This is a genomic window from Beijerinckiaceae bacterium, from assembly GCA_004564215.1.
In the GTDB taxonomy this organism is placed as follows: domain Bacteria; phylum Pseudomonadota; class Alphaproteobacteria; order Rhizobiales; family Beijerinckiaceae; genus Methylocapsa.
This window is the reverse complement of sequence record CP024846.1, coordinates 1904564-1920157: the sequence shown is the minus strand read 5'-3', so window position 1 is coordinate 1920157 and position 15594 is coordinate 1904564. Positions and strand designations below refer to the sequence as shown.

General features: G+C 59.2%; 15 protein-coding genes. 5 read left to right on the top strand and 10 right to left on the bottom strand.

Going from position 1 to position 15594, the window contains the following annotated elements; genetic code table 11:
- Positions 1-75 precede the first annotated feature (75 nt).
- Positions 76-780, bottom strand: coding sequence for a DUF1223 domain-containing protein (locus CU048_08955; protein ID QBR72794.1), 705 nt, complete (start codon positions 778-780; stop codon positions 76-78).
- Positions 781-1165: 385 nt separating this feature from the next.
- Between CU048_08955 and CU048_08950 the strand changes: the two genes are divergently transcribed.
- Complete coding sequence (locus CU048_08950; protein ID QBR71387.1) at positions 1166-2056, top strand: metallophosphatase; 891 nt, start codon at positions 1166-1168, stop codon at positions 2054-2056.
- Between the two features lie 32 nt (positions 2057-2088).
- On the opposite strand, the gene CU048_08945 is transcribed toward CU048_08950, so the two are convergent.
- From CU048_08945 to CU048_08935, 3 genes are all read right to left on the bottom strand, one after another.
- Complete coding sequence (locus CU048_08945) at positions 2089-2295, bottom strand: hypothetical protein (protein QBR72793.1); 207 nt, start codon at positions 2293-2295, stop codon at positions 2089-2091.
- 420 nt (positions 2296-2715) lie between these two features.
- Positions 2716-3747: a hypothetical protein gene (locus tag CU048_08940; protein ID QBR72792.1), complete on the bottom strand. Its 1032-nt coding sequence runs from the start codon at positions 3745-3747 to the stop codon at positions 2716-2718.
- A 124-nt stretch (positions 3748-3871) separates the two neighbouring features.
- Positions 3872-4279 (bottom strand): flagellar export protein FliJ, encoded by a 408-nt coding sequence (locus CU048_08935; protein QBR71386.1) that lies wholly within the window; start codon positions 4277-4279, stop codon positions 3872-3874.
- 611 nt (positions 4280-4890) lie between these two features.
- Between CU048_08935 and CU048_08930 the strand changes: the two genes are divergently transcribed.
- Positions 4891-5592, top strand: coding sequence for a DNA-binding response regulator (locus tag CU048_08930; protein ID QBR71385.1), 702 nt, complete (start codon positions 4891-4893; stop codon positions 5590-5592).
- An 84-nt stretch (positions 5593-5676) separates the two neighbouring features.
- Here the strand turns inward: CU048_08930 and CU048_08925 are convergent, their stop codons facing one another.
- Positions 5677-6345, bottom strand: a complete 669-nt coding sequence (locus CU048_08925) for a histidine phosphotransferase (protein QBR71384.1) — start codon at positions 6343-6345, stop codon at positions 5677-5679.
- 210 nt (positions 6346-6555) lie between these two features.
- Positions 6556-6828, bottom strand: a complete 273-nt coding sequence (locus CU048_08920; protein ID QBR71383.1) for a hypothetical protein — start codon at positions 6826-6828, stop codon at positions 6556-6558.
- Between the two features lie 69 nt (positions 6829-6897).
- Between CU048_08920 and cysQ the strand changes: the two genes are divergently transcribed.
- The 3 genes from cysQ (at position 6898) to CU048_08905 (ending at position 10047) form a co-directional block, all read left to right on the top strand.
- On the top strand, positions 6898-7704 hold the full coding sequence (gene cysQ / locus CU048_08915; GenBank protein ID QBR72791.1) for a 3'(2'),5'-bisphosphate nucleotidase: 807 nt from the start codon (positions 6898-6900) through the stop codon (positions 7702-7704).
- 268 nt (positions 7705-7972) lie between these two features.
- Positions 7973-8566, top strand: coding sequence for a DUF1134 domain-containing protein (locus CU048_08910; protein ID QBR71382.1), 594 nt, complete (start codon positions 7973-7975; stop codon positions 8564-8566).
- Positions 8567-8991: 425 nt separating this feature from the next.
- On the top strand, positions 8992-10047 hold the full coding sequence (locus tag CU048_08905) for a hypothetical protein (protein ID QBR71381.1): 1056 nt from the start codon (positions 8992-8994) through the stop codon (positions 10045-10047).
- 5 nt (positions 10048-10052) lie between these two features.
- On the opposite strand, the gene CU048_08900 is transcribed toward CU048_08905, so the two are convergent.
- The 4 genes from CU048_08900 to CU048_08885 form a co-directional block, all read right to left on the bottom strand.
- A complete protein-coding gene (locus tag CU048_08900; protein ID QBR71380.1) occupies positions 10053-10799 on the bottom strand; it encodes a YebC/PmpR family DNA-binding transcriptional regulator in 747 nt (248 codons plus the stop codon).
- A 352-nt stretch (positions 10800-11151) separates the two neighbouring features.
- Entirely contained in the window at positions 11152-12060 is a 909-nt protein-coding gene (rpoH, locus tag CU048_08895) for an RNA polymerase sigma factor RpoH (GenBank protein QBR71379.1), read from the bottom strand.
- Positions 12061-12414: 354 nt separating this feature from the next.
- Positions 12415-13452 (bottom strand): RNA pseudouridine synthase, encoded by a 1038-nt coding sequence (locus tag CU048_08890; GenBank protein ID QBR71378.1) that lies wholly within the window; start codon positions 13450-13452, stop codon positions 12415-12417.
- A gap of 128 nt (positions 13453-13580) precedes the next feature.
- On the bottom strand, positions 13581-15539 hold the full coding sequence (locus CU048_08885; GenBank protein ID QBR71377.1) for an elongation factor G: 1959 nt from the start codon (positions 15537-15539) through the stop codon (positions 13581-13583).
- Positions 15540-15594: the final 55 nt, after the last annotated feature.

Below are 15594 nucleotides of genomic sequence, written 5' to 3'. Positions count from 1 at the left end.
GGAAATGCGCCGCGCCACGGGGCTCCTGCTTGCAAAGGGCCGGTTCGAGCGGCAGATTGGCTTGTCGCCGATACGTCACAAACCTTCGGTCTTGGCGGCGCCAAGTATTACGCCCGGACGCTCCAGCGTGCCCTTTTGCACTAAAACGACAAAACCTTCACCCTCGCGATTCGAGCTCGGCATGTCGAATGTGGTGGTCTCGCCATTCCAATCGCCAAGCCGATCGATTGCGCGCACGACATTGGTGTAGGTCACAGTGCGCCCAGCATTTTCTCCCCGCTTGATTTGAACCGTGCGGGCGCGGGCGACTCGCAGCAGGAAAACCCCCGCGGGACCGCCGCCGCCCTGGGCGACCTCGACCGAAAAACGGCCGCCGGCTTCGGACAGGTGCATCGGCACGCTCAAGGCGCCTTCGACGCCCCGGCTCTCCTGGATCGCTTCCCCAATCTCGTCGCGATTGCTTCCGGCCACATCGATAAGCCCGTTCACAATCACCTGGGGCGTATAGACATGTCCCTGCCGATGTGCCGCCGCATAGGCCTTTTGCCGTTCGGTAAAGGCAGGCGAGGCGAGCGTATCCTTCCAGCCGATGTAGTCCCAATAATCGACGGGAAAGGACACGACGACGGCGTCGGGCTGTCGCGCCATGGTGGCAAGCAATAGATCCGCCGGTGGACAGGAAGAACAACCCTGGCTTGTAAACAGCTCTAGGACGTATTTGACCGTGCCGGAACTAAACGGCCCGGCTCCGAGATGGGCGCCGGCCAAGATAATCGCCATCACGCGGGCCCCCGCAATGAGGACCGAGCGGTTTAAAAAAGCCATGAGCCACCGTTCAATTATTTGCGAATTTGTATTTTTATTGATTCTGAATGGTAGAGAAACGATTGTCCCGCGCCAGTCAATTCGTGGTGACGGCGAGTCCGCGCCCGCCTCGCCGCCTTGTTAGAAGCCTTCCAATTACAAAAATCAAACTCCCGCGGCAAGAACGGCCATGCCGAACTATCGGGGATGACCAAGACGGAGCAAACTGGAAAAGCCCGCCATAACGCTGCCTTTTCTGCGGACGGTGTTGCAAATCATTCTTAAGGGCGCCATTCTGTTGGCGACATCTATTCTCACCGGCGCCGCTTGACGCGCCGCGCGGAGCGGACAAACTGGCCGCGTGAATTTCCTTCTTGCCCATTTGTCCGACCCCCACGTCGGACCCATGCCGCGCCCCCGCCGCCGAGAACTCATCGGCAAACGCGTCACCGGCTATTTGAACTGGACACGCTCCCGCTCGCGCATCCACGACATGACGGCGCTTGATCAGATCGTCCGCGATATGAAGGCGCATCATCCCAGCCATATCGCGATGACCGGCGACATCTCCAATATCGGACTGCCGGCCGAATTCCAGATTGCCCGAAACTGGCTCGATACCTTAGGCGAACCGGCAGATGTGAGCTTCGTGCCCGGCAATCACGACGCTTATGTGCGAGGATCATTGCCCGATTTGGCGCGGACTTTCGCGCCCTGGACACGCGGCGAGGCGCAGCACAATGGCGCGCAATTCCCCTATTTGCGGGTCCGCGGCGCGGTCGCCCTGATCGGTTTGTCATCGGGCGTCCCAATGCCCTTGTTCGTCGCGTCGGGCTATTTGGGCGCCGCGCAGCTTGACGCCGCGGAAATCCTCCTCGCGGAAACCGCTCGCCAAGGTCTTGTGCGGGTCGTGATGCTGCACCATCCGCCGCAGGCGACGGCCTCGTCGCTGGGGCGGGGTCTTCAGGACGCGCGCGGTTTTGCGTCGCTGATCCGCCGCGTGGGCGCCGAACTGATCATCCACGGCCATAATCACAGGCAGTGCCTGGGGCGAATGAAAGGACCAAAAGGTCTCGTACCCGTGGTCGGCGTGCCTTCCGCCTCCGTCGTTCGCGGCACGCCGCATCAGCGGGCCGCCTACCATCTGTTCGAGATCACCGGCAGCGGATCGGACTTTAAGATCGAAGCCCGCGCCCGCGGTCTGTTGCCGGGAACCACCGTGGTCGGCGATGTGGGACCGATCCTGCTCTAGAACGGGAGCGCTGCGGCGTTGGGCGCAGGCAGCTAGTCAGGCACCGTCTCGACCATCACTTTCGCTATGCCGGCATGACGAAAACCCAAGACATCGGCGGCTCCGGTCGAGACGTCGATGATGCGACCATGGATGAAAGGTCCTCGGTCATTGACCACCAGCACGGCCGAGCGGTTGTTCGATTGGTTGGTCACCCGCACATGCGTTCCGAACGGCAGCGAGCGGTGGGCGCAACTCATCTGACCACGCCCGCGGTAGTAGGAGGCTTTTCCGGTCCAGCTTTGCGCTTGCGCGGTGGCGGTACATACAAGAAAACCGAGTATCACAAGGATAATATTCTTCAATACTCATACCCCATGCTGAGGAATAAAGAAGCTCAAAGGCTTGAGCTTCGTAATGTGTGCATGGAGTATGTGATGAAAAAACGGCCATATATTCAGCAAGAAAACCAATGTAAACTTGGTTTATTGTTTGAATAATCGAATCTTTATTTATTTTGTCATTAAAGTTTTAGCTTCTGCAGATCTATGCCTTGTCAGTAATGGGATGGCGGGGCGTAGTTTTAAGACGGCCGGAGGCTAGTGGCCTTCGATAAGGCGCGGGCTATCCCCACCCCCAATGCTGTGGCTCTCACGCCGGCAAATTGTGAAATTCAGACCTTAAGGGACGCCCGCCTGCTTCCGGTCGGGGCTCGACTTAACCTTGACGTCCGCCTGCGGGTCTTCGTGATGAAGCACTTCCTTCAGCCTGTTGCGCTCGAAATTAAGGATAATGAAGATCGATATCGCCAAGGGAATGATCAGATAGAAAAGCCGGAACACGAGCAGGGCCGCGAGGACCTGGGTTTTTTGCATTGCCGGCATCGCGGTAATGAAAAAAAGTTCGAAGACACCCAATCCGCCGGGCGCGTTGGACATGAGGGCTGCCGAAAAGGAGGCGAGAAAGACCCCGAGAACGACAAAATAGCCGGGATTTCCGGCCTCGGGCAAAGCGAAATAGATAATACCGGCCGCTCCGAGAAGTTCGAGCGGCGCCGCAAGGAGTTGCCGAAGGGCAATGCCGGGCTTTGGATATTCAAGCCGAAAGCCCTTGATGATCAGCGGCTTGAAGTTGAACACCGAGCCGATCACATAGATCGCGACGGTCCCCAGCATCACCGCGCCAACGATCCGGGCTGTCGTCGGATTTGTGAAAACTTTCAGATAATCCGGCAAAAGCTTGCCGAAACGGCTCAATTGATGGGGCTCCAACAGCGAAATGAAGCCGCCGAGCAGCAAAGTACCAAGGCAGAACGTCAGCGAACAGACCGCGACGAGCACAGCGACCTGCGCCGCGCTCAACCCTTTCGAATGATAGGCCCGGTACCTGACCATGGCGCCAGACACAACGGTCGCTCCTATGTTATGCGCGATAGCATAGGTCGTGAAGGAACATAAGGAGATAAACAGCCAGGAAATATGCTTGACGCCGAGATGAAGCAGAGCAATGCGATCGTACCAGGCGAGCGCCCCGTAAGCGACGAGGGTGGATGCGATCGCAAGCAGGTAATGCGTCAGCGAAATCGATTTTAAATGGTCCCACACCTCGGGCCCGACCGAGGCGCCCTTAAACTCCCGGTACAAAAGCCAGAGCGAAACGGCAACTGCGGCAACGCCGACAAGCGGCCAGAAAAAATCAAGAATGCGCTTCATTATTGTCCGGACACGATGGCTGCCCCGCGCCTCGATGAGAGACCCCGCCTGTTCAGGCGGCATCCCTGCACGATGCGTGTTCGGATCGCAAGGGGTCAGTTTAAGAAAACAGCCGGGGAAACGGCTAGGCTTCGATCCGTCGTAAATGCACAGCCGGAGTTTTGGTTGTTTCGGCGTCGATTTCGGCGTCCGGTTCGGATCCCTTGTCGCGGCCCTCGAGACTTCTCGATTTGCCGAGATCGATCAGGGCTTCGTCGAGGAAATGCCGCGCCTCGTCGAGCTGGCTCATCAATTCTTCCGCCGATCGATGCAGATTGTCGCGCCGCGCGCGGGCGGCGCGGGCGTAGGTCGGGTAGGCGAAATGGGACATATCCGAGATGCCGGCCCGCTGTTCTTCCACAGCGATTTCGCGATCGAGTTCCCGCGCCATTCTGGAAAACTCGTGGATCATTGTTTCGATTTGGGCAACGCGACGACGTGTTTCGTCGACCTGAAAGCGCCTAAGGCGTGCAAGTGTATCCCGCGACTTCATATTTCAACTCCAAGACGCAGGCTTGATCCCCGCTCCGTGATCCCCAGTCGGATTGGCTTCATATCTCAAGGCTTTGCTATTTTGGGTTTCGAAACGCACATATTTGCAATCTTCGAAGCCCTGCCCAAAGCCGATAACCAGCGGGATTTTCTGCGCGAACCAACTCTGCCGCAGTAAGGTTGCCCATTCGTTACCTGTGGCATGAGCAGTCGAAAATCTTCCGCCACCGCGGTCGATGTATATAGTTGCAATCGTCCCGATTCGGCCGCGCCAGGCAGGGGCGGACGCCGCGGGGCCTCGGGGCAGGTCCAATCAGACGCGTATTCGTAAAGCCTGACAGTGCGTGAGGAATTCTTCGTCGCGCAAGCTTGGTTTGCCAGGATGGCAAGGGTCGGGGGACGAATCGGCCTTCTGACCCCAGCAGGATGGCGATGCCGACTTCTCACCATCTTTGTAAGGGAATGCTTTTTGTTAACCATTGCCCGTTAAGGTTACGGAATTCGTAGCGAGCAACCCATCGCTGGACCACTGGCTGAACAGCCGCGGCGGTGGACTTTAAACGATCTTGCGCGCCGTCAAGGCGACCGACGGGGGGAAGGCTGGGACCTCACATGCGCGTTTTATTGATTGAAGACGACAGCGCGACAGCGCAAAGCATAGAGTTGATGCTCAAATCCGAGAATTTCAACGTCTATGCGACGGATCTCGGCGAGGAAGGGATCGATCTCGGCAAGCTCTATGATTATGACATCATCTTGCTGGATCTGAACCTTCCCGACATGTCGGGCTATGAGGTGTTGCGCACTTTGCGGGTTGCCAAAGTCAAAACGCCGATTCTCATTCTTTCGGGCCTCGCCGGCATCGAGGACAAGGTCAAGGGGCTAGGGTTCGGCGCCGACGATTATCTCACCAAGCCTTTCCACAAGGACGAGCTCGTCGCCCGCATCCATGCGATCGTGCGGCGTTCCAAGGGTCATGCGCAATCGGTGATCGCGACCGGCGATCTGATCGTCAACCTTGACCAGAAAACCGTCGAGGTTGCTGGCGCCCGGGTCCATCTGACTGGCAAGGAATATCAGATGCTGGAGCTGCTTTCGCTCCGCAAGGGGACAACCCTGACAAAAGAAATGTTTCTGAACCACCTCTATGGCGGAATGGACGAACCTGAACTGAAAATCATCGATGTTTTCATCTGCAAATTGCGCAAGAAACTCGCGAATGCCAGCGACGGCCGCAATTACATCGAGACGGTTTGGGGCCGGGGTTATGTTCTGCGCGAGCCGAGCGAGGACGAGGAACGAATCACGGCGTGAGTCGACCGCGATTCGCGTCGGCAAAACTTGTCGGCTGATATTTCCGCATCAATATTTCCGCGCCGATCGAACCGGAGCTCGGGCTTACCCCACCGCTTCGGCGGTCGCGATCGCCGGTTGAGACTCGGCTTCGAGCGTGACGAGATCGCAAACGGCCGTGACGCCGAGGGTCATATTCGCGGCTTTTGCCACGAGGCCGGTATAAAAGGCTTGAATGCCTTGTGGGTCGACCGAATTGTGATTCGGATTTCCGGCGAGGAGCGGCGCCACATGGCCGCCAAGCTTGGCATTTGGCCCGGCAGCCGTGATCAGAATGCTTGTTTCTTCGCCGCCAGCCAGAGTGACCGTGATAACGCCCCCGCGCGGGATCGCCGCGGCCGCGATGAGACACAAATTCAAGACCAGTTTCACTATGTTCTTGGGCATCAGAAGGCGCGGGGCATTCCACACGAGTTCCGTGCGTTCGACGCCGAACAGACCGCGCGCGACCTTTTCGGCCTCCCCTGTATCGATCGAGGCTCCAGCCGAACCGGCTGCGCCGAAGGCCAGGCGGCAAAATTGCAGGCGAGCGGACGCGGTCTCGGCGCTTTTTTTGATGAGATCGAGGGCAAAACCGCGCATTTCCGCATCTTTTTCCTCTTCGAGAACCTCTAGGCCGTTAATAATGGCGCCGACGGGGCTAATCACGTCATGGCACACCCGCGAGCAAAGAAGCGCGGCGAGATCGAGGGGGTCGATGGCAAACAGCGTCATAATTCATCCATTCTTGGCGCAAAGATTTTCAAAGCTAGAGCATGTTCCGAAAAAGTTGACCGACTTTTTCGATCAGAACATGCTCCCACTCGTTGAACTTGAGCGTTTCCTTTTCGATCAGATGATTCCATCTGATCGGGAAGCGCTCTAGGCCCTCGGCACGGCGTGGCCGGGACATGGGGACTCATGACGATTGCAGCGCATTCTTAGTTATTCCCTGATGCCCTGCTCCTCGGGGCAGGGCCGCCCCCTCGAAGGGGGCCAGCGACCCAGGTCACGCGGCGCAGCCGGCTGAGCCTGACCCGCTTCAATGTGCGAACAATAGGTTAACAAATCGTCGGACCGAAAGATCGCGGCCCAAGCGTGAAGAGCGCAGCGCTCAGTGTGTTCTTTTGCAAGAATACAATTGGATTTTTCGATCGGGCCGGGGCAAATGTAAATTGCTTCCGTCGCAATGCGCACATATTTCAAATTTGTCGTCACAAATCATAAAGCCGCGCGAAATAGCAGGGTAACTGGCAACACGTGAATCAGATCAATGGCGGGGAATCAATCGATCGCGATGCCGTGGCGGATGTCTTTGCGGAAATCGCAATCGAGGCCGGGGTCGCGGTCATGGCCGTCTATGGTGTCGACAGCCACGTCAGAAGCAAGGTCGATACGAGCCCCGTTTGTGACGCCGACGAGGCTGCCGAAGCGATCATCCTGAAGCGTCTTGCGGCGCGCCTGCCGGATTTGCCGGCCTTGGCCGAGGAAGCCATGTCGCGCGGCGAAAGACCGGTCATCGGGTCGAGCTTCATCCTGGTCGATCCCGTCGACGGCACCCGCGAATTTCTGAGCCGCAATGGCGAATTCACGATCAACATAGGCTTGATTATCGATGGGGCGCCTTGTGCGGGCGTTGTCTACGCTCCCGCGTTGGACCAGCTCTGGATCGGCGGGACCACCGCCAGTGTCTGCACTGTCGCGCCGGGCGCGCCGCTGCCTCCGCGTTCCGCTCGTCGCGTCATTCATGTGCGGTCTGCCCCGGCGCTTGGTTTAACGGCGTTGATGAGTCGCTCGCACCGGGATCCCCTGACGGAAGGGTTTCTCGCCAAACTCCCCATCAAGGAGCGCCGTGCGGCAGGCTCATCGCTGAAGTTTTGCGTCCTGGCTCAGGGGGACGCCGACGTCTATCCACGCTTCGGCGCGACCATGGAATGGGACACGGCGGCGGGGGATGCGGTGTTGCGCGCCGCGGGCGGTATTGTTGTCGACGAAGAAAAGCATCCGCTCCGATATGGAAAGGCCGACACGCAGTTTCGAAATGGAGCCTTTGTTGCCTGGGGCGACCCTCGATCGATCGCGGGGCCGGCCTGAACTGGTGCGAGCCACGACCGCTTTCTGCACGCGGCACAGCTTCGCCTTGTTGATGACACGATAATACCTCGGCGTGCGTCAATCCTTCATTAACTCCATTGCCTCAAAGCTCGGTGCAGTGGCCGCACCGATACAGGCCATGGGCTTGGTCGCGGAACATGAAGCATCATCGTTCCATGTGAATCGATTCTGCTCCTTTTTGTTTGTTTTGGTGCATCCCATCCCAAAAACCCCTTGTGGGATGGGGCTCTAGGCGGAGGACCAAATTATGCAATCGCGAAGAGAAATGGCGCTGAAATTGGCGGCTTTTGCCGCCGGCGTTTCGGTTCTTCGTGCAAAGACTGTTTTGGCGGAACCGGATCCGCAATACGGTCGGCCGGGTGAATTCTCCTCGAACGAAATTGTCGCCAATGGCCATCGCTTTTTCGGATCGGTCTCGCGTGGACTTGCCGACATCGTCGAGGCAGCCACCAAGCGCTGGGGCAAGCCCAATGGCTATGTCTTAGGCCAGGAAGCAGGGGGAGCATTCATTGGCGGGCTGCGCTATGGCGAGGGCGTCATGTACACCCGCAATGCCGGAGATCTGAAAGTGTTCTGGCAGGGCCCGTCGCTTGGCTTCGATGCCGGCGCGGACGGCGACCGGACCATGATGCTCGTTTATAATCTACCTTCGACCCAAGCGATCTTCCGCCGCTATGGGGGCGTCGACGGCTCGGCCTATCTGATCGGGGGCTTCGGGATGACGGCGCTGGTCAATGACGAGGTTTATGTTGTTCCGATCCGGTCCGGAATTGGCGCACGTCTCGGTTTCAATGTCAGCTATTTGAAGTTTACCCCCAATTCGACCTGGAACCCCTTCTGACGAGTTCACGCGCGCGAAGCATTTGATCATTTTTGGCGCTGATGAGGGCGCCCTTCCGAGATCCGCGTCGTGTGCGGTTTTCCGGGATTTTGATCGGCGTCGGGCAGCGTTTTGCTGACGATTTGAATATTTTCTCCGAGTCCCTCGGCATTAAGCTTTAAGGTTAAGCTAACCTAATTTTGCCGCTTCCCCGCCTTACGGTCCCATTTCCTGTTGGGACCGTACTTGGGCCCCGGTCAAGCGAATCGAGCCCCAAACGAACTTTCGAGCCGATCGGGCCAAAGACGGACTTGTACACCGTCGGTTCTATTCACGATCATTTCAGTGTAAAATCAAAGCTGATAGGGATTTTTGTGAAACCGATTGGCTTTTTCCGGTTTCTTTCCTAGGCTTGGCGCGCGGCGACGGAATGAGCAGGCAGCGATGTGATTGAACAAGCATTGGTTTTCACGCTCGGGTTTCTGATCGCAGGGCTGCTGGCTCTGGCGATCGCCCCGGCGTTCTGGCGGCGGGCGATCAGGCTGTCGACGCGGCGGCTTGAGATGCTGGTTCCGCTTTCGCCCGCGGAAATCGTCGCCGGTCGCGATCTTCTGAGGGCCGAATTTGCGGTCGAATACAGACAGCTTGAGCAGAAAGTTGAAAAGCTGAGCTCGACGAATGCTGCCCATATGGCCGAACTCGGGCACCGCGCGGCGGTGATTGCTGCGCAGGAGGCGGACCTTGTCGCGCTTTCCCAGCAAACGAGCGACGCCGACAGCGAATTTTCCGCGCTGAAACGCGCGTTGGCCGAATCCTCCGCCGAACTCGCGGCGACGGGGAAGGAGGTGTATGACGCCAGCGGTCTCCTCAAAAGAAAAGAAGCTGAACTCGCCGCGCTGCGGGACGAACTCGCGACCGCGCGAGCGCTGGCGGCAAAACAGCGGCACGCTTTGACTGTGTTTGAGACCTCGGCGGTCCACCAAAAGCAGGCGCTGCTAACTCAAAGCGCCAAGGTCGAGCATCTTGAGAGGGAAGTTGCCACCCTGCAGCTTCAGCATCAAGCCGACCAAGTCACTCTTAAGACAGCGGCGGCGAGAATTGCCGATCGGGAAGAGGCTTTGGAAGCCGCAACCAAGCGGGAAAAGGATCTCATTCAGCATCGCAAGCTGCAGGTTGAAACGGCGCGCGCCACCGAACGTGGCTATGTTGAAAAGATCGAGAGGCTTCGCGCCGCGCATGCCGCCTCGCAAGATGCGCTTGAGGCAGCCCGACGCACATGCGATGGCCTGGCCCGCGAACTGGCAGCCCTGCATGCGGCGACGTCGCCGCAAACCGCCAGCGCCGCCCTTTTGCAGCGCGAGGAGAATGAGATCCTGCGCCAGAAAATCAATGATATCGGGGCGGCCATCATCCGCATGGCGGTCAACCCGGACGAAGCCACCCCGAACCAAGCAACCGCCGATCTATCGGAAGAGACCATTCCCCAACAAGCCACGGCTTGAGGCGTTCAACTGGCGAGTTTGGCCATGAGGGCGTCGGAAATCTCGAAATTGGAATAGACGTTTTGCACGTCGTCGTTGTCTTCGAGCATGCCGACGAGCCGTAGTATTTTTTCGCCCGCTTCGTCATCGACGTTGACCATGTTTTGAGGCTTCCAGATCAGGCTGGACTTGCGTGGCTCGCCAAATTTGGCCTCGAGCACCTGCGCGATCTCGCGTAGCCCTTCCAGCGAGGTTATCACCTCGTGACCCTCCTCACTGGACTGCACGTCTTCGGCTCCGGCTTCGATCGCCGCTTCCATCATGGCGTCCTCGGAAGCCGCTTTTGCCGGAAATTCGATGACGCCGACATGATCAAAAAGGAAGGAAACGGCGCCGGTCTCAGCGAGCGAGCCGCCCGCCTTGGTGAAATAGGAGCGTACTTCGCCGGCGGTCCGGTTGCGATTGTCGGTGAGAGCTTCGACAATGACGGCGACCCCTCCCGGCGCATAGCCCTCGTAGCGAACCTCGTCATAGGTCTCAGCGTCTGCCCCGGACGCTTTTTTGATGGCCCGCTCGATATTGTCCTTCGGCATGTTCTCGGCCCTGGCCGCGATCACAGCGGCACGCAGCCGAGCATTCATGGCAGGATCGGGGAGGCCCATTTTCGCGGCAACGGTGATTTCGCGGGCGAGCTTGGAAAACAGCTTGGAGCGAATTGCATCCTGCTTGCCCTTTTTATGCATGATGTTCTTGAACTGGCTATGTCCCGCCATTCGGTCCCGTCTCCGCTACTTGTCGTTGGCATCCAGTCGCCGCCGCCTGCGCGAGTTCCGCCGCTGGCGCGATCTGCCCTTGGGTGAGCTTTCTATAGGGCGGAGACTGCAGGAAATAAAGCATAGCGCGATGCTTTGAGGGGTCGGCGCGGGACGAATTTTTATGCGCGCGCGGAAATCGGGGCGCGGCCCTTTCAACAACTCAAAATATCCGGAAAATCAGTTTCTGGCGATCATCAAGCCAGACCCGCGGGCCGTGATCAAGGCGGGTCGCCCTATCATCGTAGGCGAGGCGGGGCTATTTTCGCCGAGCTCTTGCCAAAGCTCGGCGATCTCCTCGAACGAAATCTGCTTAAACCGGCGCGGTGGGGTTATCGATTCGTCCGCGTTGGAGCGTTTCGATCTTGGCCACGCCCGCTTTGACGGCGGATTGAATCTTTTCGAACGCCCGGACTTCGATCTGGCGAACCCGCTCGCGCGAAATATCGAATTCGTCGGACAAGGCTTCGAGCGTCATCGGATCGTCGGCGAGCCGGCGGGCTTCGAAAATACGCCGCTCGCGCGGGTTCAGCACGCTGAGCGCGGTTTGAAGGGCGCCGAGGCGATTGTCGCTTTCTTCCCGTTCGACCAGACTATGCTCCTGGCTGACGTTGTCATCGACAAGCCAATCCTGCCATTCGCCTTCGCTTTCGTCGCGCAAGGGGGAGTTCAGGGAGGCATCTCCCGACATCCGCCGGTTCATATCGATGACATCGCGTTCGCTGACGCCCAGCCGGTGCGCGATCGTCTTGACCTGATCGGGCCGCAGATCGCCTTCCTCAAGCGCGGAGATCTGGCTTTTGGCCCGGCGCAGATTGAAGAAAAGCTTCTTCTGGCTCGCGGTGGTGCCCATTTTCACGAGCGACCAGGACCGTAAAATATATTCTTGAATCGACGCTCGGATCCACCACATGGCATAGGTCGCCAGGCGAAACCCTTTGTCCGGCTCGAAGCGCTTGACGGCCTGCATGAGGCCGACGTTGCCTTCGGAGACCACTTCGCTGATCGGCAGACCATAGCCGCGGTAACCCATCGCGATCTTGGCGACGAGCCGCAGATGCGAGGTCACAAGCTTATGCGCGGCGTCGGGATCCTCGTGCTCGCGCCAGCGCTTGGCGAGCATATATTCCTCTTGCGGCTCCAGCATTGGGAACCGTCTGATTTGGTTGAGATAGCGAGCGAGCCCACTTTCACCTGAAATCATCGGCAGCGCGGCACTCATTGCAGATTCTCCTTAGAACCCCTGTTTAGCGGGTTCTTAACCGGCCACATAAACTGTCGGCCATGCGATCGAACAATATAAACCGCCCCCGTGATGGCCGGAAGGGGGCAATTCAACGCATTCACATTAAAGATTAGCAATATTCCTCCTCCAATGAGGAGATTATTGTACAAAAGCGATGTTCCCGGCTTCTTTCCGTTAAGTTAAATTATCGCAATGTTGACCGCGAAGTTTCATCCTAGAGATAAAATAAGCGTGAAACCTTGAGCGAAACAAGCAAAGGATCACAGCTTTGTTATTGGGTGACCATGATGGGCCTTCCCGACGGGCGACAGAGGTTGGAATTTGGGCCCGTCAAAGCGCGCGTTCACCCGCGAGGGATGTCCGCAGCTCTTGCATATCCTTCGGCAGGGGGCTCGCGAAGTGCAATTGCACACCTGTCACGGGATGCGGAAACTCCAGCACCGCCGCATGCAAGGCCTGCCGGGAAAGGCTTTTGAGGCGCGCTTGCGCGGCCTCTGGCAGCCGCGCCGCCTTTGTTTTGAAGCCGGCCGCGTAAACGGGATCGCCAAGGACTGGATGTCCGCTGTGCGCCATGTGGACCCGTATCTGATGGGTTCTTCCGGTCTCCAGCCTGCAGGCAATAAGGCTTGCCTCTCCGGCGAAGCTTTCGATCAGCCGCCAATGGGTCACCGCATGGCGCCCGCGTTCGCCCTTCACAACCGCGATCTTTTGGCGATCCGTGGCATGACGGGCGAGCGGAGCATCGACAGTGCCGGACGGCCGCGCGGGAACGCCCCAAACAAAGGCCAGATATTCGCGCGTGAGGGCCAAGGTTTTCCCGTGATCGGCGAAGAGCTTGGCGAGACCTTGATGGGCTGCGTCGGTCTTGGCCACCACCAAAAGGCCAGACGTGTCCTTGTCGAGCCGGTGCACGATACCGGGCCTTTTCACACCACCGATTCCCGAGAGGCTGGCTCTGCAATGCGCGATCAGCGCATTGACCAGCGTCCCGTCTTCATGTCCGGCGGCCGGGTGGACGACGAGCCCGGCCGGTTTGTCGATCACCAAGAGGTGGTCGTCCTCGTAGACGATCGAAAGATCGATCGCCTCTCCCTTGGGCACCGGATCGACGGGGGCCGGCACTTGCAGGCCGACGATTTGGCCGGCACGCAGCAAGAGGCTCGCGTCGGTCACGGTCGCGCCGTCGATCGAAACCTGGCCCGCCTCGATCAGGGTTTTGAGTCGCGTGCGCGACAGATTGGTTTCCGCGGCCGCCGCCTGCGCCGCAAGAAAGCGGTCGAGCCTTTCGCCGCGCTGGTCAGCTTCGACGTGATAAGCAAAGCTGCGGCTCGCAAGGTCTGAAACAGCTTCCTTCGAGGGAGGGCCCATGGCCGATGTCCGAGGGTGGGAGACAATGCTGCGCTGATATAGCCGTTGCAGCCGGAAACCACGAGCGTGATCGGTGCGCCGGTGGCGCCGACACGCGAAGCTTTGAATGGCTTATAGGCTTGGATGCCCTAAGACGTGAAGCCGCGGGTTTCCGCAAGATGATCGAAGCGGCGGCGATACTGTCCAAGGCCCATCGTGTCGGAGCGCAGCTCAATGATGAAGTCATTGAGTTCGGCGGCCGGAACCAGGGCTTCGACATCGTCCCAGCCGGGCCAGCCGGGTCGTTCCGCGTAACCGAGAATCTGGCCGCGCCGGCCGGTCAGCAGCCGTTGAGCGGCGGCGGTAAAAGTGTTGGGAACGCTCGCCGTCACATGTTCGATCGGCTCCAGCAACACCGGCTCGGCTTTGGCAAGCCCTTCGGCAATCGCCAGCCGGGTCGCGCTCTTGAATGCCATGTCGGAGCTGTCCACGGCGTGGAACGTGCCATCGACCAGGGTGACCGAAACGTCCACGACCGGATAGCCGTTCGGGCCCTTTTGCATCGCTTCCTCGGCGGCTTCGCGCACAGCGGGAATATATTGCTTGGGCACCGCGCCGCCGACGATCTTGTCGGTGAATAGGAACCCCTCGCCCCGGGCGCGCGGCTCGATCTCTAGCTTGACGTCGGCGAATTGGCCATGGCCGCCGGTTTGGCGTTTCACCCGCGAATGCTGCGACACGTGGCGCTTGATTGTTTCCTTGAACGCAATCTTCGGCGGCGCGGTCGCGATTTGCAAATTATAGACCGAGGCGAGACGTTCGAGCGCGGCATTGAGATGGATTTCGCCCTGTCCCCTGAGCAGCGTCTCGCCGGTTTCTACGTCGTGCTCGATGCTGAGAGCCGGATCTTCCGCGACGAGCTTATGCAAGGCACCGGAAAGTTTGACATCGTCCTTGCGGTCTTTGGTGGTGATCGCAAGCGCATAGACCGGCGGAGGCGGCGCGGGATAGGGCAGCGCGGCCGTGGGGCCCGGGTTGCCGAGGACGGCTCCCGTCGCCACGCCCTCGAGGCGGCCGAGCGCGACCAATTCTCCGGCCTCGGCTTCCGGCACCCGGAGCGCTTCGCCGCTGGCATAGCGGTGAAGACCGCCGACGCGGGTTCCATCGAAGGTTGCGCCGTCGCGGAGGAGGCCGCGCCAGACCCGGCCATAGGAGAGCTTGCCCGTCTGGATCGTTTTGAAAATCTGAACCAGCGGCTGATCTCCAGGCGCCACGCCGCGCTGGCTGGCGGTTTCGGCCGCACTGGGCACGTCGTGCCGCAACGTCTTCCATAAGGGCAGTATGCCTTGGCCCCGTGCCGCCGAACCCAGCAGCACTTCGACGATGGTGCCGCTGGCCTGGTCCTTGTGCAATTGCTGATAAAGTTCGGTCGTCGTCGGCTCGATCTCTTCGAGAAGCTTTTCCAGGAGAGCATCGTCCTGGTCGGCCAGCACTTCGGCCAATCCATCGTGCGCGGCTTTTTCGTGTTCGCGCAGGTCGGAGGGCAGCTCGATCGCCTCGGAGCCTTGGTCGGTGCGGTAGCGGAAAGCCCGTTCCCGCACGACGTCGACATAGCCGATGATCGAGTCGCCTTCACGAATCGGCAATTGCCGGGGCGCCAGCGGGTACTTCGAATGCGTCTGGAGCGCCGCGAGCGTATCGTCGAGAGGCCCTGACAGCGTGTCGATCTTATTGACAAAAACAAGATGGGGAAGCTGGTAGTCTTCGAGCAGCTTCAAGAGGAGCGGCAGGCTGGACGTCCGTCCGGCCGAGGGTTCGCAGACCACCACGGCAAGATCGACCGCTGTCAGGGCCCCTTCCGTCTCGAAGGAAAATTCAACCGAACCGGGACAATCTAGAATCGACCAGCGGTCGCCAAGAAACGAGCAGTGACCGAGCCGCACCTCAGTGCTCATCACCCGCTTGCGGCTGTCGGTTGATCGCTTGGGAGGCGCGCCCGCGGCACTCATCAGGGCATCGAACAAGGTCGATTTGCCGCTTCCATAGGGCCCGATCAAGGCGATCGAGCGCGGACCGTTCACGGCGCCCCCCATAGGAGAACCTGTCATGATGACGCCTCCTTCCCAACTCTTCCGGCTGTTTCATACTACCGTAAAGGAAATG